We start from the raw sequence: 19,741 nt of genomic DNA, 5'->3' as shown, positions 1-19,741 counted from the left end.
TCAGACGCCTGGCAAGGGGGGATGCTTATTTGCCGACGAGGTTGGCCAGGCTGCCTATCGCGAGACGGATCAAGTCGGTCTGGCGCGAGACACCGACCTTGGAGAGAATGCGCTTGGTCTGTGTCCGAACGGTATTTTCGCTCAGGCCAAGGAGAATGGCGGCCTCTGCAATGGTGCTGCCAGCGGCAAGGGTGGCCAGAACTTTCGCTTCGGCCTGGGTGAGGCCGAACAGGGTTGCCAGCAATTCGGGGGCCGGGGCCGCGGAGGCCGCGCGATTGTGAAGATAGACAACCAGTGCCGGGGCGCTGGCAAGCCCGAAATCATGATCGGGTTCGACCGATGACAGCAGTATCTCGATCACGCGGTCAGCATAATCGCCGTCCGAACAGCACAGCAGCCGGTTGCCCCCATCGCCGGACGCCGCGCAACTTTGCAGCAGGACTTTCTGGTGATCCGGGCGCGCGAAGCGCAGGCGAAGGTCGTCCGACAGGCCAAAATGCCTCTGGCTCGCCAGGATCTCATGCGCGGCCATATTGGCAAAGAGCAGATGCGCATTGGCATCGAGTATCATCATGCCCAATGACATGCGATCCAGCACCTGGGACTGAAGCCCGGTCACGAAGTGGCGGAGACGCATTTCACCGAACACCCGGACAGCGCTTGAAAATGCGGGCGCGTGCGATTCCCACCACCGCACCTGATCTCCCGTCAGATCGCCCTTTTCGGCAGCCCTGACGAGGTGGATCACGGCATGGAAATCGCCGTTGCTGATGCTGAAACCATAGGCGTTGCCGATGCCCGACGGGTTCAGATAGTCGGTCCAGAAGGGATGATCCTCGGCGGCAAAGTCGCGGATGGAATATACCTTGCCCAGTTCCATGCGATCAAAGGCCATGGGATTGATGTGCTGGAACCGCTCGGCATAGTCCCGCCGCATGGTGGAAACGTCCGTATCGGCGGCGGAAATGCCGATGCCCACGGCGCCTTCATGAACCGGCCGGAACGACATATAGACAAAGCGCGCGTCCAACGCCTGGCGGAAAAGGGCCAGGGCTTCCTTCCATGGGCGCATGTCGAGCGGTGCGTTGTAGATGGCGTCGCGAAGGTCGGGCAGGTCACGCATTCGTCAGGTCCAAATTATGCGCCTGATACACCAACTGGTGGATGGCAGGACGATCCGGCAGGGATAGCCCATCTCAAAGCATTTAGTTGAGAGGACGTCCATGACGGATGCATTGCCCGGCAGCAAGTTCGACCCGATGAGCGCGGAGGCCAAGGCGGACCCCGGAAAATTCTATTCCGAACTGCGCGCCGCCTGCCCCTTCTATCACCGCGAGGGCGCGAAATATGATTTCTGGATGCTCAGCGATTATGGGCAGATCAAGAATGAAATACTGAACGACAGGACGGTCGGGGACTGGACGTTCAAATATGGCAATTCCCTGCGCACCTATGCGCATAATACCGGCATCGTGACGGATACGCCGGAGCATGACAAATGGCGTTCCTTCCTGATGCCGGCGGTCGTGCAGCCGACGCTCAAGTCGCTCGATCCGGTCATCAAGGACCTGGCCGAAGAGATCATCGACGCCATGCTCGCCAAGGGCGGCGAGGCAGAACTGCATGATGATTTCGCGCTGCCGCTCACCGGGCAGGTGATGTGCATCATGCTCGGCGCGCCGCGCGAGAATTACAAATTGTACAAGCATTGGGGCGACGAGCTGATGATGGGGATCTATGACGATCCCGAATCCGGCCGCGATCGCGCCGTCTATCCCGAATTTGCCGAACATTTCATCGCCATGGTCAATGAACGGCGCGACCTTGCCGCAAAGGCGGGGGTGTCGGAACCGACCGACGAACATGTCGGCACGATCCTGTCCGACGATTTCCTGTCGCGGATGCTGGCGGCGCGGATCGACGGGCGGCCGCTCACCGATGCGGAAATCGCCAATATGTGCGCGACCTTCCTGACTGCGGGGCAGGAGACTTCGACCTCGCTCATCATGAACTGCGTCTGGCGGCTCCAGCAGGAGCGTGAGACGCGCTGGGAACGGGTGGTCGCCAATCCCGATCTGGTGAAGATCGCCATTGAAGAAAGCCTGCGCTTCGATCCGCCGGTCCTGGGCCAGTGTCGCGCGGCGACCCGTGAAGTGGAGATGCACGGCGCGACGATCCCGCCCAAGGGGCGCCTGTTCTTTTCGATCGCCGGGGCCAACCGCGATCCCGGCATCTTCCATGATCCCGACAGCTTCAGTCTCGATCGCCCGCTTGGCGAGGCGATGAAGCATCTGTCGTTCGGCTGGGGTTCTCATCTGTGCATCGGCGCGCCGCTCGCCCGGCTCGACGCGCGCATCGGCATCGCCGCTCTGATCCGGCGGGTGCCGACCCTGCGCATGACGACGGGCGAGACGCGGCGCATCCATCCCTGGATGAACTGGGGCCGCAACTACATGCCGGTCAGTTGGTAACGCCCACGGCCAGGGCGTGCCGGAAAAGATAAAAGAAAAGGTGGAGAGAGAATATCAATGGCAGATAGAGCGGCTCCGGCATTTGAGGATGCCCAAATCGCGCTGGGTGATCGGGTGCAGACGGTGCGGCGTCCGGTGGTGCCGCCCGACGCCGATTTTTCGGAAGCGGCGATCATCGCTGCCGCCCGCAAGCAGACCGGCCTGCATTTCTTCGGGGACGATCCGTTTCGCACTAATTTGCGCGTCCTGATCCGGTCTATCGAAGATGAAGCAAAGCTCAACCCGTTCGGGCGGGTGATGGCGCGGCAGTTCCTGATCGCGCGCCTTGCCGACCGGCTGCGCGCGCAGGATCTGTTCGATCGCCACCCGGAAATATTGGAGACGAAGCTGGGGCCGATGACGTTCATCGTCGGGTCGGCACGGTCCGGCACGACCAGGGCGCATCGGCTGCTGGCGCGTGATCCACGCTTTCTGTATCTGCGCGACTGGGAGATCAATTTCCCGGTGCCGATGCCGGCGAGTTTTGGCGACGGCCCCGATCCGCGCATCGGACGCGCCAAGGGCGCGCACGCCGCGTTCCTGGCGATGAATCCGGAAAATGCGCATATCCATACGCTCGATGCCGAAGCGCCAGAGGAAGAAATCGGGCTTTTGAGCATGAGCTTCTCCTCGCTCATGATCGAGGTGCAGCGATTCGTGCCGACCTATGGCCGCTATTGCCTGCGGACGAACCAGCACGCGGCCTATGCCTATATGAAGAAGCTGATCCAGCTTGTCGCCTGGTTCCGCAAGGATGATCCCGATCGGCCCTGGGTGTTCAAATCGCCGCAGCACATGCAGGATATCGATGCGTTGATGCAGGTTTTCCCCGACGCGAAAATCGTTTTCATGCACCGTGATCCGCGCAAGACGGTGGCATCGACCTGTTCGATGTTCTGGAACATTTCGATCCTGGGGTCCGATGACAATGATCCCCACGCGCTGGGCCATTATATCGCCGAAAAAGTGCACAGCCAGATTGCCAAAGTCGAACAGGAGCGGCGGACCATCGTTCCGGCCGACCAGCAGTTGGACATGCGTTACGCGGACATCAATGCCGACTGGGCGCAGCAGATGCAGCGCATCTACGACTTCATCGGCATCCCGTTCACGCCCGAAGCCCGTGCCGCCCTCAACGCTGCTTCGGAAGACAGGGATGCGCGTCACGGTGGCCATAAATACCGGCTGGAAGATTTTGGCCTCAGCGCGGAAGGGATCGACGCCCTGTTCGCCGATTATGTCGAAAAATATGGCATTCCTGCGGAGGACAAGTGATGAATCTGACCGACAAGATCGTGGTGGTCGCTGGCGCCAGCAAGAATACCGGACGTGTCATCGCCCTGGCGGCGGCGGATGCCGGCGCGAATCTGGTGGTCGCCGCGCGCAGCGCCTCTGCCATTCAGGCCGTGGCGGGCGAGATCGAGGCACGGGGGCGGCAGGCACTGGCCGTGACGGCGGACATGGCGGACGCGCAGCAGGCGCGCGCCATCATCACCAGCGCGGTCGAACGTTTCGGACGGGTCGACGCCCTGATCTACAACGCGGCCTATATGCACCAGCGCGCCTTTCTGAAGATCGATGAAGCGCATTGGGACCAGATGCTAGACACCAATCTGAAAGGCTATTTCGTCACGGCCCAGGCCGCGGCGCAGGCGATGGTGGACGCCAGGATCGGGGGGTCCATCGTGGGTATTGCATCCACCGCCGGCGTGGTCGGTTTTCCCAACAATGCCGATTATTGCGCGTCGAAGGGCGGCATGGTGACGCTGACCAAAGCCATGGCCATGGACCTGTCGCGCTATGGCATCCGGGCCAACTGCATCGCGTCCGGCTTCATCAATGGCGAATCCGTGGCGGAAGCGGAACAGGCGGGCGGCGGTGCCGTCCTTCAGGCGTTGCGCGACTTCCTGCCGAGCCGGCGCTTTGCCGAACAGAGCGAGATCGCTTCGGCGGCCCTGTTCCTGGCCAGCAATGCCTCGTCCTACTGCAACGGTTCTGTCCTGTCGGTGGACGGGGGCCTGACGCTGGGCAATCTGCCATCGGGGCGATGATGGGCGAGCGTCGGACTGCCCACAGCTTCTGCCGCATCTGCTCTGGCAGTTGCGGCGTGATGCTTGACATAGAGGATGATCGCATCGTCGCGATCCGGGGGGACAAGGCGCATCCGCTGACCCGTGGCTATGCCTGCATGAAGGGGCTTCAGGCGCCCGACATGCTGCATGGGCCGGACCGGGTGACGCAGGCGCTGCGGCGGCAGAAGGACGGCGCGCATGTGCCCGTGCCGGTGGACGAGGCCCTGGACGAGATTGCCGAGCGGCTCAAGGGGATCATCGAAGCGCATGGGCCGCGCAGCGTGGCGGGCTGGCGCGGGACCAATCCCTGGTTCCAGACGCTCAGCCATTATGCCCTTCCCGGCTGGCTGGCATCGCTGGGCAGCGACCAGTTCTATTCCAGCATGACGATCGACCAGTCCGCCAAATGGGTGGCGATGGAACGGATCGGCGTGTGGGCGGCGGGACGCCACATGGCCACGGAATCCGATGTCTGGATGCTGGTGGGCAATAATCCGCTGGTGTCGGTGTCCGCGGGCGCGCTGTCCTTCAATCCGCAAAAGACGCTGAAGGCGCTTAAAGAACGCGGGATGAAGCTGATCGTCGTCGATCCCCGGCGCACGCAGACCGCCGAGATGGCCGACCTCCATCTGGCGCTCCGGCCCGGAGAGGATGTGACGCTGGCGGCGGGCCTGCTGCACGTCATCCTGCGCGAGGGGCGCGAGGACAAGATGTTTTGCGAGCAGTTCGTCGCCGGGATGGATGCATTGCGCGCCGCCGTCGCCCCCTTCACGCCGGACGCCGTGGCGCGCCGGGCCGGGGTGGATCGCGATATGTTGGTCGAGGCTGCACATATCTTCGCGGCCGGGCCGAAGGGGTGCGTGCAGACCGGGACCGGGCCGGACATGGGGCCGCATTCCAACCTGGCCGAGCATCTGTACGAATGCCTGAACGTCATCTGTGGCCGTTTCCCCCGCGCGGGTGACGTTGTGGGCAATCCCGGCGTGATGAGCCCGCGCACCCCGCGCCGCGCGCAAGTGGCGCCGCCCCGCCGCCGATGGACGAAGGGCCGGCCCAGCCGGGTGCGCGGCATCGGCCCGATGCAGGGGGAGATGATGGCGGGCACGCTGGCCGAGGAGATCATGGCACCGGACGCGGACCGGGTCCGCAGCCTGTTCGTCGTGGGCGGCAATCCCGCCAGTTCCATGCCGGACCAGCGCCGCATGGTCGATGCGCTGCGGGCGCTCGACCTGCTGGTTCTTGTCGATCCGACCTTCAATGAAACGGCGCGCCTGGCGGACTTCATCCTGCCTGCCCGCCTCTTGTACGAAGTGCCTGCGGTTCCGCTGCTGAACGTCGAAACCTATTTTTTCCCGATGCCATTTGCCCAATATACCCCCGCTGTCGTGCCCGCCCCGCCGGAAACGCAGGATGACTGGCGCTATTTGTGGGACATCAGCCGGCGGCTGGGCGTTCCTTACCGATTCAACGGTATGGATCTGGACATGGAGCGGGCGCCGACCTCGGAAGCCTTGCTGGCGATGCTGCTCGATCGGTCGCAAGTGCCGCTGGACACCATCGCCCGCTACCCGTCCGGCCACCTGTTCGACGTGGCTGAGCAGCGCGTGGAAGCGTCTGATCGCGATGCCCGTTTTGAAGTGATGCCAACCGATGTGGCCGAAGAACTGGCTGGCGTCGCACGGGAAAGCGACCATGCCCGGTCGGCCGAATTTCCATTGCGCCTGATCGCGCATCGCGTGCGGGAAACCTATAATGGACAATATCGCCTGTTGCCGAAGATCCGGCAGCGCATGGCGACCAATCGGGCATGGTGCCACCCGGACGATTTGCGAGACGCCGGTTTTGCAGAGGACGATATTGTCGACATAGTCTCAAGCTTTGGACGGGTTCCCGCCGTCCTTGGTGCGGATGCGGCGGTCCGGCGCGGCGCGGTTGCGATGACCCATGGATTTGGCGGACTGCCGGACGACCCGGAAGATGTCCGGGAAGCGGGCGCCAATCCCAACCAACTGATCGACGCCGTCAGGGATTGCGAACCCATCAACGCCATGCCGCGCATGACGGCGATACCCATCCGGATCGAAGCAAGAGGATAGAGCATGACCGAAACCCTGACGCCGCAAGCGGCCCGCGCGATAGCCGAGGAGGCATTCATCTATGCCTATCCGATCGTGCATGGCTATCGCGCCATCCACTGGCTGGGCGTGCGCAAGGGCGGCTTCAATCGTCTCGATCATTATCGCCACATTATCGATCCGGCGGATGACCTGAACAAGGAAGTCCAGATCAATCTGGACACGCTCTACACCCTGGTCCCCTTCGACATGCGGCGCGAACCGCTCGTCCTGACCGTGCCCGCTTTCCCCGATCGCTACTTCAGCGTGCAGTTTTCCGACTTCTACATGCACAATTATGCCTGGCTTGGCACAAGGACGACCGGGCAGGGCGGTGGCCGCTATCTTCTTGCAGGGCCGGACTGGTCGGGCGAGACGCCTGATGGGGTGGACGCGGTGATCCCTTGCGACACGGCGATTTCCTATTTCATCATCCGCATCCTGTGCCGGGGCAAGGACGACGAACCGGCGGTCAACGCCATCCAGGACCAGTTCAAACTGGAACCGTTGTCCGCTTTCCTGGGTGTCGAAGCACCGCCCCCCGCACCAGACCCGGCGTGGATGTGGCCCTCCAAGACGATGTTCAGCAGCATCGATATCTACAGCTATTTCAACTATCTGCTACGTTTCCTTGAACCGCGCGAGGACGAGCGCGACCTGTTCGTTGACTTCGCCCGCATCCATATCGGCTGGGGCAAGAATTTCGACATCGAAGCCTTTGCCCCCCCGGTGCAGCAGGCGATCCGCGACGGCGCACAGGCGGCGTTCGACCGTATCCGTGCGCGTGCGGCCAGTCCAGGCAAGGTCGTGAACGGATGGTATCTGGTGCCGCGTATCCGTGGCGATCGCGATCTTTTGTCCGGTTCATCCGAAAAGCGCTTCACCCGCGCCGTCCAGGCGCGCGTCGGCATCTACGGCACCGACCTGGAAGAATGCGTCTATCTGCCGACCGAGCATGAGGCCGATGGCTCCGTGATCGACGCTTCTGTGGCGGACTATGTGCTGACCCTGGAGCCGCCGATCCCGGTCAGCGGCTTCTGGTCGGTCACGGTCTATGCGGCGGATACGCAGTTTCTGGTGCCCAACGCGATCGATCGCTATGCGCTGGGCGACCGCGATCCGCTCATCGTCGACCCGGATGGCAAGATCCGCATCCATCTCCAGCATGGGGCGCCACTGGCCGACCGGATGGCCAACTGGCTTCCGGTGCCTGCGTGCCCGCTGCTGATCGTCCTGCGCCTGTACATACCCTTCAGGGACGTGGTCGAGGGCAGATATATTCCTGCCCCCGTCATCCGAACCAGGGTTTTGGCGGCATGAAGGGCGCGGTCGTTGTCACCGGCGCAGGAAGCGGCATGGGGCGGGCCGTTGCGCTGTCGCTGCTGCACAAGGGGCGCAACGTCATCCTGGTCGGGCGCAGGCCGGAAGCCCTTGAGGAAACGAGGGCACTGGCACCCGATCCCGCGCTGGCGCTGGTAGCAAGCGGCGATCTTGGCCAGGTAGAAGGGGTCGAGGCGGTGCTGGCCCGGATCGGTGCGCAGCCGCTTTGCGGCATTATCGCCGCAGCGGGCGGACAAGGCGATTTCAAGGCCGGTGGCAGCAATGCGGCGGCGGCCGAGGCGGCCTGGCTGGATGCCCTGCGCAAGAACCTGCTGACCGCCATTCTCCTGATCGAGGCGGCGATGGACCGGGTCGAAAATGGGGGGCGAATCATCCTGATAGGTTCCACCGCGGGCCTCGATGGCCAGGGTGGTCCTTATGCGACTGCGAAGGCCGCGCTGCATGGCTATGGGCGCGATCTGGCGCGCCGCACCGCACCGCGCCAGATAACGGTCAACACCATCGCGCCCGGCTTCGTGGCCGACACGGAGTTTTTCGATGCCGGGGGGTATGGCGACGCCAGCCAGATGGTTGACGGGGCTGCTGGGCAAACCCTGCTGCGCGATGTCGGCCGCAGCGTCGACATTGTTTCAGCCGTTGAATGGCTGCTGGGGGAAGGTGGTCGTTGGATCACCGGACAAACGATATCGGTCAACGGTGGCACGATATTGATGCGATAATGTCCCGGATGCAGAAGGGGGATGCGCGTCGATTTGCGATAGGATGGGCATGGCGCGTCGCTCGATCGGTCAGGGGCATCCGGGCTTTGCCTGATGCCGGGAGCGGCATCATCGCTCGACACGCCCGGCCTTCATGACGCGGCGCTGCATTTCCTGTCCATCCCCTCGCGCTCATGGATGCAAGGAAGGGCGCGCGCTCACGGTCGCCGGCGCGCCAGGGCAGGCGCCACCGCTCTGGGGGGCGTCCGCGCCGGTCGCCCATCGGCCGTGACCAGCGCAGATCCGTATCATTTCTGTAGCACCGCCCGCCGCATCGGCGCCAGTTTCGACAGGAAGCGGTTCTGGGCCTGGAAATCGACGCCTTCGGCGGTCATGGCGCGTTGCAGCACCTCGACCAGCCGGTTCATATCGGCTTTCTGTATGCCCATATCCTTATGCGCACTCGCCATGTCGCGGCCGGTGTAGGTGCAGCCGGCGTTCAATATATAGCAGAACTGTTCGAAGAGCGTCCGCTTCAGCCGGACCTTGTCCTGATTGGCGAAGATTTCGCCGATCACGGCATCGGCGAAGCTGAACTCGACCATATTGTCCACGATGCGGCGGATGCCATCCTGTCCGTGGAAGGCTTTCGCCATCCCGTCGCCGACAAAGGGGGCTGCGCCGGCGTTGCGATCATCGACCGCATAGGGCGCTACAGTCTCTTCGCCGGGCATGGCATGCGGGGCTGCGACCGGCGCGCCCTGGAGCAGGAGGAGCGAGAACAGGAAGGACATGGAAGCTTTTCCCCGGAAATCAGAAGGCGGCCTGGAGCTGGAAAAACACACCGCGCTGCTTTTTCACCGTCGCGATGGAGCCGAGATCGACATAGGCGATGGACGCCGTCAGGTGGCGGTTGACGGCATAGGCCGCGAAAGCGTCGAACCAGTCATCTTCCCGCGCTATGGCCAGATTGTCCGGCTTGGCCCGATATTCTCCGCCGATCGCCAGCCGCCGTGACAATTGCCATGCCGCAGATCCTTCGAACTGCACACTGTAACTGTCATGTCTGTCGCCGCCAAAGCCCAATATGCCAAGCTGGTTTGCCTTGGTCAGCCGCGCCGTGCCGGACAGCAGGATGGAACGGGACAGGAAAAGGCGGCTGATCGATGCATAATAATCGACCCCCTCATCATCCTGCGCACCGATCGCGCGGACGATGGTTGCGTTATTGTTCTTCTTGTACTGGGCGCCCACGGCAATGGCGGGCAGCCTGTCATAGACCAGATCGCCCGCGACTTTCAGCTTTGCGCCGATGATATCCTGGGAAAAAGCATAATCCTTGCCCAGGCCCAGTGCCACCCCGATCTCGTTGGTGTTGAAATCCTGATGCGCGTAGCTGATCTCGATCCGGTCGCGCCAGCCGATTGCGGCGCCGGCGCTTTGATAATCATAATCCTTGACCTCGACCATGGTGCCATGGACCGACAGGCCAATGCCGTCACTGGTTTCATTCCCTGCGATGACCGCCCAGGGTGTCATGCCACCGCCGCTGGCGCCTTCCAGCGAGGATATGCCATTGGTCAGCAGCAATTTGCCGCCATTGCGGAGCGGTCGCGCCTCGCCGATTTCCGGGGCGAAACTGGTGAACGCCAGCGCGGCGATCAGGGTGAATCGGGTGAAGCTCATACCCGCCGCCTTAGCGTAGCAAGGTTAATGTGCCGTTAGGCCAGCCTGCGATGATCACGCCCCGCAGGTCCATGTGGGCGCGCGGAGGTTCAGCGTCACGCCGCCACTTTACCGCACGACGCCTTACTGAAGCCCCAGTTTTTCCGCATCCCCGGATGCCGCGGCGAGATCTGCCCCGGCGATGATGCGCCGCAGCCGCATGTCCAGCAACGACAAGGCGACATTGGCGGCACTGTCCTCCCGCGTGTTGACCAGGAACAGGTCGCTTGCGCCCATGTCGAAGCGGCGGCGTTCCGCCACGGCCATGTCGTCGGCGCGCTGTTTTTCCTGTTCGGACAGGCTGATAAGGCGCGCGGTCGCGTCCAGCGTGATGGCGATGCCCTCTATTTCGGCGCGGATCTGCTCGTCCAGCCACTGGGCACGGGTGCGGTTGGCATCCAGTTCCGCCTGCGTTTGCATCAGCTTGCCGCGCGCCGTGCGCTGCTCCAGCGGGACGGAGAATTTGACACCGAGCCGCACATCATTGCCGCTGCGCGAGATGCCGCCCGGCCCGATATCCCCCATGTCGCGCGCCACCTCCATCTGAAGGTCGAGGCGCGGGAGCAGCGCGTTGCGGTCCAGCGCCAGCCGGTCCTGCACCAGCCGCTGCCGCAATTGCGCGACCATCAGGTCGGGCCGCTGCACCGCGTCCGGGCGTGTTGTCGTGACAGGTTCGGGCAGGGACCGCGGCAGTTGTTCGGGGCGCGGGATGGTCGGCCGCCCCTCTGCATCGCGCCAGTAGAGCGACAGGCTGTTGGCGGCGGCGGCAAGCGCCTGTTGCGATTGCACCACCATCGCCTCGCGACGCAGCAACTGCTGCTCATTTTCGGTCAGGATGATGCGGGGCCGCAGCCCTGCCTCGAACGTGCGGCGCAGGCCGCGCTGCCGCTCCTGCGCCAGCGACAGGAGTTGCTGGTAGATCGCCAGGCGCTGCCCCGCCGCGATCCAGGAGAGATAGGCGTCGAGCGCCTTGCGCTGCACGCCGATGGCGACCATCTGCCGCTCCGCATCGGCCATCGCCTGATCCGCCTGCGCGCTGACCCGGCCAAAACGCCGCTCGTCGATCATCCGGTCCCGCAACAGGGAAAAGACCGCGCCGGCGCGGATTTCGCCCAATGTGTTGGTGTAATTCTTGTCCTCATAGACGGGGAAGCGCCCGTTCGAGACGCGATAGCCGCCATAGAGCTGCCCGCCCCAATCCTCGATCGGGCGCGCGACCTTCGCGTCGGCATATGTCCCGCCATAATAGCCGATCAGCCGCGATCCGCCTTCGGCCGAAAAGACGGTGTCGAACGCGCCTTCGGCCGTCAGCCGCTTCGCATCGGCGGCGCGCGTCCTGGCCAATGCCTCCAGAATCTGGGGCGATTGCCGTGCGGAATTGGCCAGCAGCGCGTCGATGGTCAGGGTTGGCGCATCGACCGACGCGACCTGCGGCAGCGGCGCAACATCCTGCGCGGCGAGCGGCGGAGCGGCCATCCCTGCGGCGAGCGCCAGCAGGATGCACCCGATCCTATTTGCCATTGCCGCCATCCTTGCCGCCGCCACCGGCAGCCTGGCCGTAGGATGCGCCCGTCGGCGCGCGCGTCGACATGCTCTGGCCGGTCTGCTGGTCGAGCGCACCTGCGGGATATTGCAGCGGGAAGTCGTTGAGCAGCCGCCAGAGTTCATAGCCGGTCGATACCGTGTCCATCATCACCCAGCCGCGCACCTTGGCGCCCAGTCGCACGAACGGCTCCTGGGGCCAGGGACGCGCGCCCGCCTTCTGCTCCACCAGCACGCGGAACAGGCCGTTGGGCGAGGCGGACAGGTCGATGGCGCGGACCTGGCCGTCGAACATGCCGACCGCCACCGATGGCCAGCCGCTGAACTGGATGGCGGGCCAGCCTTCAAATTCCAGCCGGACCGGGCGGCCCGGATAGATGAGCGGCACGTCGCGCCCGTCGACATATAGTTCCACCACCCGCACCGCCTGTTCCGGGGCGAAGGTGGCGATGATGTCGCCCTCCTTCACCATCGTCGCATTGTCCCCGCCCAGGATGCGCAGGACGCGGCCCGTGCGCGGCGCGCGCACGATCTGGACCGACTGGCGATTGATGTTGATGTCGAGCCGGTTCCGGTCGGCCAGGCTCTTGGCCACCTTGGCCCCGTAATCGGCGACCTTGATCTGCGCCAATTCCAGGTCGCGGCGCGGCGACAGCCCTTCGGCATAGAGTTGCTGCATCCGGCCAACGTCGCGCTGGGCCACGGCCATGGCCTGCTGCGTGGCGGCGATTTCGGCATCGGCCTGTGCCCGTTCGGCGCGCAGGCGGCTGAGCAGGTCGGGGTCGTTGTCGGCGATGCGCGCGATGGGATCGCCCTTCTTCACCATTTCGCCGTCGGTCACATACCATTGTTCGACCCGGCCGGGGACGAGCGCGGTGATGTTCTGCACCCGGTCGCGCGGATCGAGGGCAATGACCTGCCCCATGCCGGTGGAGGTCTGCACCCAGGGGACGAACAGCAGGAAGGCGATGGATGCCGCCATGGCGGCGAGCAACATCCAGCCGAACATGCGTGCCGGGCGCGGCGGGCGCAGGCTTGCCAATGTCTTGAAATGGGTGATGTGATCAGCGCGAAACGGCATCGTCGCCTCCACGGGCTACTGCAAAGGCGATGGGGTCCTGCGTCAGCACCTGGCGCGTCCGGCCCAGCCAGAGCATATGGTCAAAGCCAAGCGCGTCGGGCCGAACCGTAAAGACAATGATCGTGCTTCCTTCCCCGCCGTCGAGCGGACGCAAGGCCGCGCGCAGTTCCTGCGACGGCAGCATGTCGAACAGGTTGGACAGGATAAGCAGCCGGGGCCGCGCCAGAATGGCCCCGGCCAGCTTCAGCCGCATCGTGTCGGCCACCGACAGCGGCCAGCCGGTCGAGGAAAGCAGGCTGTCCAGCCCCTGCGGCAACCGGGCGATCCGCTCGCCCAGGCCCACCGATTCCAGCGCGTCGAGCACCTGCGCGGAACTGGCGGTCGGATCGGCCAGGCGCAGATAGTCGCGAATGCTGCTTTCCACGATGGTCGGGCGATCGAGGACGATGACATCGCTGCGAAGCTGGTAGATGTTGAGCGCGCTGATGTCCGCGCCGCCCAGGCTGACGATCCCGGCATCCGGGCGATAATGGCGTTTGAGCAGGCGGGCCAGCAGCCGATCGACGCCAGGGTCGGCCGCGGCCACGACATGGGTGCCCGCCGGCACGACCAGATCGAACGCTGCCTCGTCGCCATCGGCCGCGATCCGCACCTGTCGCAGCGCCAGCGCCCCGTCACGCGGCCTTGCGCTGTCCTGGGGCTCGACCGGCATGTCCTCCAGCGGGATCGCGCGGAACAGCGACAGTTCCTCGACGGCGGCGACCAGATCGTAAAATGTGTCGAGATAGGGGCCAAGCTGCGCCGCGCCATAGAATATGCTGGACAGGATCAGTTCGGCAGCGACCAGTTGGCCGATCGACAACTGCCCCTGGATGACGAGCCAGCCGCCCAGCGCCAGCAATGCCGCGCTGGCGATGGCATAGAGCAGCAGCAGGGCGACCGCCTGCGGGAAGGTCGCGCGGAAATGGGCCTGGTGAGCCGCCACATAGGCGGCGGTCCGGTTTTCCGACATGTCCATGGCATAGTCCAGATGGCGGCTGGACTTGTAGAAACCGTTCGACGCGCCGACGCTTTCCAGCCAGTGCGCCGCTTCATATTTGCGGTGGCTGAGCGCAATGCCGCTCTCCATCGCGCGCCGCGCCCACAGCTTCCAGATCAGCCAGACCGTGAAGATGAAGAGCAGGTTGAAGCCCAGGAACACCGGATGATAGAAGGCGGTGACGATGAAGCCGACCATCGCCTGGAAGAAAATCGAAAATCCCCCGACCAGCAGGGAAGGGATCGCTTTTTGTATGTTCATCACTTCGAAGAAGCGGTTGAACAGGTCGCCGCGCCGGTCATCCTGAAAGAAGGGGTTCTGCGCATGGACCGCCTGCAACGTGATTTCCGCCACGATCCGCGCGAACACACGCCGCCGGAACATCTCCATGACATAGATGCGCATCGCGCCCAGAAACGCCCACAGGAGCAGCAGGGCGAGCAGCACCCCCGCCAGCGTGAACAGCGGCGCGGGCAAGGCGGTGTTGGCGACCGAATTGATCAGCATCTGCACCGAAATCGGCGTCGCCAGCGACAGGAAGCCGATCGCCGCGCCATAGATCAGCGCCATCGTCAGAAACGGACGATCGGAGCCAAGCGCCGCCCGCGCCCAGCCCGCAAACATTCTCCAATCAACCCGTTCATGCCCTTGGGCAGCCATCATTGCGGTCCTGTGCTGGTTCACGGCGATGCGCAGGCCATATCTTGCGGCCATCGCGCGTGTCGCTGTACGAAGAGATGATTACCAATCATAGCGATAACGGAATGATCGCTGCAACCGGCGGCAGCGGTTCGTTTCACTTTGCTTCGTTCGGGGTCATGTCGATCACAGGCCGCCCTTCCTGCATCTTCGTCCATTTGCAAAATGAGTTATGACAATCCTATGGATTGGCATTCTCAATGATTTGCAGGGGACGTTCCGATGACTGTGCGCAACCTCGACATCGACCTTCTCCGCACCTTCGTCACCATCGCCGATCTGGGCAGCTTCACCGAAGCCGGTGCGCGGCTGGGGCGGACCCAGTCGACCGTCAGTTTGCAGATCAAGCGTCTGGAGGCTCTGGTCGGCCGAACCCTGTTCGAACGGACGGCCCGGTCCGTGCGGTTGACGATCGAGGGACAAGTGCTGCTTGGTTCGGCCCGCAAAATCCTGCACATGAACGACAAGATCATCGCGGAACTGACGGAGCCGGAGGTCAGGGGCGTCGTGCGGCTGGGCGTGCCCGAAGATTTCGCCACCGCGCATCTTCCCGACATCCTCGCCCTGTTTACCGACGCGCATCCTCTGGTCGAACTGGAAGTCACATGCGACCTGACGCTCAACCTGCTTGACCGTTTCCATGCCGGTGGGTTCGATCTCGTCCTCGTCAAGCGCGAGCCGGCCGCCGCGCCCCAGGGCGTGCGCGTCTGGCGCGAGCCACTGGTCTGGGTGGCCCGCGACCAGGAAGCGGTCGACGGGAATGAGGTGATCCCGCTGGTCGTATCGCCCGATCCCTGTGTGTATCGCAAGCGCGCCACCGACGCACTGGATGCGGGCGGCAGGACGTGGCGGATCGCCTATACCTCCACCAGCCTTGCGGGCGCGCAGGCCGCCGTCAGAGCGGGTCTGGGCATTTCGGTTCTGCCCAAGAAAATGGTGCCTCCGTTTCTCGTGCCCATAGCCGCAACCCAATGGCTGCCCAAATTGCCGGATACCGAAATTGCCCTGATCGAAGGGCGTTCCATCTCCGACACGGGGCATCTGCTTGCCCAGCATATCGTCCAGGCTTTGGAGCCGGGAACCTATTAGGGCGGGATGACATCAGATTGGCCCGCTGCGCTTGCCAGGACGAAGCAAGCCTGTGCGATCGGACACTGGCATTCTCTTGCAAGACAGTATCGCGCTTGCAAGACAGTGTCGCCGGACCCGGTCCGGTCCGCCCGCGCAATGTCGTTCAAGGCGTGCGTCAGGTCGAACCCGGCGCGATCCGTTCGTGGCGGCCATCGCCATCCCCTTCGACAGGCCGCCATGGATGCATGTTTTGCCGGTTCGGGCAGTGCGCCGCGCCAGTCCGCATCCTGGGTGGCCCACGATTGCCTTTGTGGTCGCGGCAGGGGACAATATGCACCAAACTGGACTAAGCATTTATTTATCCTTGTTCTTTATGTCGGCCCCTCATGCGGAACCTTTCTTTCCTGATTCTCGCGGGCATGGCTACGCTGCTCGGCAGCCCGGCGAGCCATGCCGGGGATATCGATCTCAAGATCGTGGATGCGGCGGGCCGGCCCGTCAGCAATGCCGTTGTCACCGTGCGACCGGCCGGTGGCGTGCCGGACGGGCCGATCCGCTTTCCCTGGGGCACGACGATGGTGCAAGAAAATGTGGCCTTTTCGCCCCATGTGCTGATCGTTCCTGTCGGGGCAACGGTGCGCTTCCCCAATCATGACAAGGTACGGCATCACGTCTATTCCTTCTCCAAGCCGGCCAGGTTCGAAATCAAGCTGTTCGGCAAGGATGAAACACGCAGTTACACCTTCAAGACGGCGGGTGCGGTGGCGCTGGGTTGCAACATCCATGACCAGATGAGCGGTTTCATCAAGGTCGTCGATACCCCCTTCGCGGCCAAGAGCGGCGCGGATGGACAGGTGCGGATACCGCGCCTGGCGGCCGGCACGGCACAAGTCACCATCTGGCACCCTCTGATGAAGGCCAGAAACAATGAACAATTGCTGCTGGTGCCGGTGCCCGGCAACGGCTCCGTGAGTCGGAACATCTCCGTGGCGCTGCGCACGAGCCCCTGATGAAAGGCGCTCTTTTCAGGCGGCGGTTGCGGCGCGGGTTGCGGCACATGCGATCGGCCCTGACCGTCAAGATGACGTTGCTCTATGGCGCGCTGTTCGTCGCGATCATGGGCATGTCGCTTTATGCCACGCGCAACGCGATCGATCATTATGCCGACAGGACGGTGCGCCAGGAAATGGCGATAGGCAGCGCCCTGTTTGCGCGCATGGCGACGTTGCAGTTCCGCCAGCTCGACCAGAGCGCCACGGTGCTGGCCAGCGACTTTGGCTTTCGCACGGCTGTCGGAACCAGTGATGCGCCCACCATCGCATCGGCACTGGACAGTCTCAAGCGCCGTTTCGGCATCGACCATGCCCTGTTCGTCTCGGTCGATGGCGCGCTCGCCGGCGATACGGACATGTTGACCGAAACCGAATCCAGTCAACTCTACGACGCGCTGGACAGCGGGCGGCGACAGGGCATCGTCGGCTGGCGCGGGCAGAGCCACATGGTCGCGGCTGCACCTGTGCGGGCGCCGATGTTGACCGGCTGGGTGGTCTTTTCCAGGAATATGGGGCCGAAGGAACTGGCGCAGTTGGCGCAATTGTCCGCGGTCGACCTCAACCCCCGGCTGCTGCCCGTCGCTGCCTTGCCCGCTGGCCTGCGCACGACGAAAAGCGATGATATCACCACGCGCGAATGGCGGCGCGGATCGGACGATATGCTGGTCCAGGCCCGGCCCGTGGAAAATCTGGTGCCCTCCGCGCCCCGGATGCTGGTGCTGGAATATAGCCTGACCGATGCGATGGCGGCCTATGCGCCGATCCTGAACGCGCTTCTGGCGTTCGGCCTGATCGGCACCTTGCTGGCGCTGTGGGGCGCCTTTGTCATGTCGCGCAACCTGGCCCGGCCCATCATCGCGCTGGAAAGCGCCGCACGCAAGGTCAGTTCGGGCGAACATGCCCAGGTGAAGGTGGAGACGCGCGACGAAATCGGGCGACTGGCGCGCAGTTTCAACCGCATGGTCAACGCGGTGGAGATGCGCGAGCGCCAGATCGCGCACATGGCTTTCCATGACGGCCTGACCGGCCTTGCCAACCGCACCTTGTTGCGGGAACAGATCGCCCTGTATCATCAGCGCGCGGGCAAGGAAGGCTTTGCGCTGTTCTGCCTCGACCTCGACAATTTCAAGGCGGTGAACGACACGCTGGGTCATCCGGTGGGCGATGCGCTGTTGTGCGATGTCGCGGCCCGGCTGGCGCAGACCTGTCCTGCCGGGTTCGTGGCGCGGCTGGGGGGCGACGAATTCGCCCTGCTGGTGGATGATGGCGCCGGTCATGCCGACCAGATCGGCCGCGCCATCGTCAACAGCCTGGCCCAGCCCTTTCACGTCAACGGCCATCGCATCGTGGCGGGCGCCAGCGTCGGCATCGCGCTGGCGCCGCAGGATGGCGCGGATGCGACCATGTTGCTGAAAAATGCCGATCTTGCCCTGTATCGTGCCAAGCAGGACGGGAAGGGCAGTCATCGCTTCTTCGAACCGGCGATGGATGCGGAGGCGCAGGCACGCCGGGCAATGGAAGTCGATTTGCACGACGCGCTGCGCAATGGCGAACTGGAACTGCATTTCCAGCCCCTGTTTGGCCTGTCGCAAAATCGGGTGACGGCTTTCGAGGCGTTGCTGCGCTGGAATCATCCTGTTCGCGGCATGGTGTCGCCGTTGCAGTTCATTCCACTGGCGGAGGAAACGGGCCTTATCATCCCGATCGGCGAATGGGTGATACATGAAGCCTGCCGGGTCGCGGCAAGCTGGCCCGACCATATCCGCATTGCGGTGAACGTGTCGCCGGTGCAGTTCCGCAGTTCCACCCTCAACAGCATCGTGCTGCAAGGGCTGGCCCGATCGGGCCTGGACCCGCAGCGACTGGAACTGGAGATCACCGAAAGCCTGTTCATCGACAATGTGGAAGCGACATTGGCCTCGCTCCATTCGCTTCGCACGCTGGGCGTGCGCGTGGCGCTGGACGATTTTGGCACCGGCTATTCCTCGCTCAGCTATCTGCGCAGCTTCCCCTTCGACAAGCTGAAGATCGATCGCAGCTTCATCGTCGACCTGCTCGCGCATGAAGGGGCGACGGCGATCATCCGCGCGATCACCACGCTCGCCGATGCGCTGGGCATGGAAACGACCGCCGAAGGCGTGGAGAATAGCGACCAGCTTGACATTCTGCGCGCGCAAGGCTGCGGGCAGATTCAGGGATACTTCTTCAGCAAGCCGATCCCGGCCGGGGATGTGGCCCAGTTGCTGCAAAAGCTGGATCAGGATCGGCGCGCGGCATAGCCCTCCCGGCCTGCTATCAGGATCGCGGTGCGAGGGCTGCCGCCTTTTCCACGAAATGTGCAAGCGCATTGCCTGACGGCATGGGGACGCGATGCGCGTCCCTGTCCATGAAATCGATCAGCGCGATTTCATGCGCGAGCAGCAGTTCGGCCAGCGGCCGATGCCTTGCAGGGGCGATACGCACGATCTGCCTGAAGCGTTCAAGGGCCGCGGGGAAGGATGCGGTGGAACGGGCAAGGAAGCCCTGCCAGTTCCCGCAGTCTTTCAGCAGAGACGTTGCCCGGTCGCTGGCGGCCTTGTGGGCTGCGCTGATGTCGGGCGACGGGGTCAGCGCAGGATAGAGTATCTGCGCCATCAATGCCTCCACCTGGCCGATCTGCGCGAAACTGTCTGTGTGGCTGATCCCGTCCGCCAGCAGCATTGGGCCAAGACGGCCCAGTTCGGCCCCGAAGATTTCACCATGCCATGCGGCCAGTATCGCGGTCTGGAACGGGTCGTCTCTCACGGAACATGCCTGC

16 protein-coding genes are annotated in these 19,741 nt (G+C 63.8%); 9 read left to right on the top strand and 7 right to left on the bottom strand.

Features of this window, described 5'->3' with window-relative positions:
• Positions 1 to 25: 25 nt before the first annotated feature.
• Positions 26 to 1,123: a helix-turn-helix transcriptional regulator gene (locus tag Q4610_RS11210; RefSeq protein ID WP_304536035.1), complete on the bottom strand. Its 1,098-nt coding sequence runs from the start codon at positions 1,121 to 1,123 to the stop codon at positions 26 to 28.
• Between the two features lie 100 nt (positions 1,124 to 1,223).
• Between Q4610_RS11210 and Q4610_RS11205 the strand changes: the two genes are divergently transcribed.
• The 6 genes from Q4610_RS11205 to Q4610_RS11180 are packed head-to-tail and all read left to right on the top strand — an operon-like array spanning position 1,224 to position 8,756.
• Positions 1,224 to 2,471: a cytochrome P450 gene (locus tag Q4610_RS11205; protein ID WP_304536034.1), complete on the top strand. Its 1,248-nt coding sequence runs from the start codon at positions 1,224 to 1,226 to the stop codon at positions 2,469 to 2,471.
• A gap of 57 nt (positions 2,472 to 2,528) precedes the next feature.
• Positions 2,529 to 3,785 (top strand): sulfotransferase family protein, encoded by a 1,257-nt coding sequence (locus tag Q4610_RS11200; protein ID WP_304536033.1) that lies wholly within the window; start codon positions 2,529 to 2,531, stop codon positions 3,783 to 3,785.
• Positions 3,785 to 4,561, top strand: coding sequence for an SDR family NAD(P)-dependent oxidoreductase (locus tag Q4610_RS11195; protein WP_304536032.1), 777 nt, complete (start codon positions 3,785 to 3,787; stop codon positions 4,559 to 4,561). Before Q4610_RS11200 ends, Q4610_RS11195 begins: the two co-directional genes overlap by 1 nt.
• The gene (locus tag Q4610_RS11190; protein WP_336622867.1) at positions 4,558 to 6,678 is read left to right on the top strand and encodes a molybdopterin-containing oxidoreductase family protein; all 2,121 of its coding nucleotides are present in this window, start codon (positions 4,558 to 4,560) and stop codon (positions 6,676 to 6,678) included. The genes Q4610_RS11195 and Q4610_RS11190 overlap by 4 nt, the downstream gene beginning before the upstream one ends.
• A 3-nt stretch (positions 6,679 to 6,681) precedes the next feature.
• On the top strand, positions 6,682 to 8,016 hold the full coding sequence (locus tag Q4610_RS11185; protein WP_304536031.1) for a DUF1254 domain-containing protein: 1,335 nt from the start codon (positions 6,682 to 6,684) through the stop codon (positions 8,014 to 8,016).
• Entirely contained in the window at positions 8,013 to 8,756 is a 744-nt protein-coding gene (locus Q4610_RS11180) for an SDR family NAD(P)-dependent oxidoreductase (protein WP_304536030.1), read from the top strand. Before Q4610_RS11185 ends, Q4610_RS11180 begins: the two co-directional genes overlap by 4 nt.
• 287 nt (positions 8,757 to 9,043) lie before the next feature.
• Here Q4610_RS11180 and Q4610_RS11175 read toward each other — a convergent pair whose 3' ends face one another.
• The 5 genes from Q4610_RS11175 to Q4610_RS11155 form a co-directional block, all read right to left on the bottom strand.
• A complete protein-coding gene (locus Q4610_RS11175) occupies positions 9,044 to 9,529 on the bottom strand; it encodes a group I truncated hemoglobin (protein WP_304536029.1) in 486 nt (161 codons plus the stop codon).
• Between the two features lie 19 nt (positions 9,530 to 9,548).
• Complete coding sequence (locus Q4610_RS11170; protein WP_304536028.1) at positions 9,549 to 10,421, bottom strand: DUF3034 family protein; 873 nt, start codon at positions 10,419 to 10,421, stop codon at positions 9,549 to 9,551.
• A gap of 123 nt (positions 10,422 to 10,544) precedes the next feature.
• Positions 10,545 to 11,981, bottom strand: coding sequence for a TolC family protein (locus Q4610_RS11165; protein WP_304536027.1), 1,437 nt, complete (start codon positions 11,979 to 11,981; stop codon positions 10,545 to 10,547).
• Positions 11,971 to 13,083: an efflux RND transporter periplasmic adaptor subunit gene (locus tag Q4610_RS11160; protein WP_304536026.1), complete on the bottom strand. Its 1,113-nt coding sequence runs from the start codon at positions 13,081 to 13,083 to the stop codon at positions 11,971 to 11,973. Before Q4610_RS11160 ends, Q4610_RS11165 begins: the two co-directional genes overlap by 11 nt.
• Positions 13,067 to 14,746, bottom strand: coding sequence for an ABC transporter transmembrane domain-containing protein (locus Q4610_RS11155; protein ID WP_304536025.1), 1,680 nt, complete (start codon positions 14,744 to 14,746; stop codon positions 13,067 to 13,069). The genes Q4610_RS11160 and Q4610_RS11155 overlap by 17 nt, the downstream gene beginning before the upstream one ends.
• A 297-nt stretch (positions 14,747 to 15,043) precedes the next feature.
• Between Q4610_RS11155 and Q4610_RS11150 the strand changes: the two genes are divergently transcribed.
• The 3 genes from Q4610_RS11150 (at position 15,044) to Q4610_RS11140 (ending at position 19,223) form a co-directional block, all read left to right on the top strand.
• Positions 15,044 to 15,910, top strand: coding sequence for a LysR substrate-binding domain-containing protein (locus Q4610_RS11150; protein WP_304536024.1), 867 nt, complete (start codon positions 15,044 to 15,046; stop codon positions 15,908 to 15,910).
• Positions 15,911 to 16,311: 401 nt separating this feature from the next.
• Positions 16,312 to 16,902, top strand: coding sequence for a cupredoxin domain-containing protein (locus tag Q4610_RS11145; protein ID WP_304536023.1), 591 nt, complete (start codon positions 16,312 to 16,314; stop codon positions 16,900 to 16,902).
• Positions 16,902 to 19,223 carry a putative bifunctional diguanylate cyclase/phosphodiesterase gene (locus tag Q4610_RS11140; RefSeq protein WP_304536022.1) on the top strand — a complete coding sequence of 774 codons (2,322 nt, stop codon included), beginning with the start codon at positions 16,902 to 16,904 and terminating at the stop codon, positions 19,221 to 19,223. The genes Q4610_RS11145 and Q4610_RS11140 overlap by 1 nt, the downstream gene beginning before the upstream one ends.
• A 16-nt stretch (positions 19,224 to 19,239) precedes the next feature.
• Here the strand turns inward: Q4610_RS11140 and Q4610_RS11135 are convergent, their stop codons facing one another.
• Complete coding sequence (locus Q4610_RS11135; protein WP_304536021.1) at positions 19,240 to 19,728, bottom strand: hypothetical protein; 489 nt, start codon at positions 19,726 to 19,728, stop codon at positions 19,240 to 19,242.
• Positions 19,729 to 19,741 lie beyond the last annotated feature (13 nt).

The organism is Sphingobium cyanobacteriorum (genome assembly GCF_030580935.1).
Lineage (GTDB): Bacteria > Pseudomonadota > Alphaproteobacteria > Sphingomonadales > Sphingomonadaceae > Sphingobium > Sphingobium cyanobacteriorum.
The sequence above is the reverse complement of the archived record's forward strand: the minus strand, read 5'-3'. Positions and strand labels throughout refer to the sequence as shown.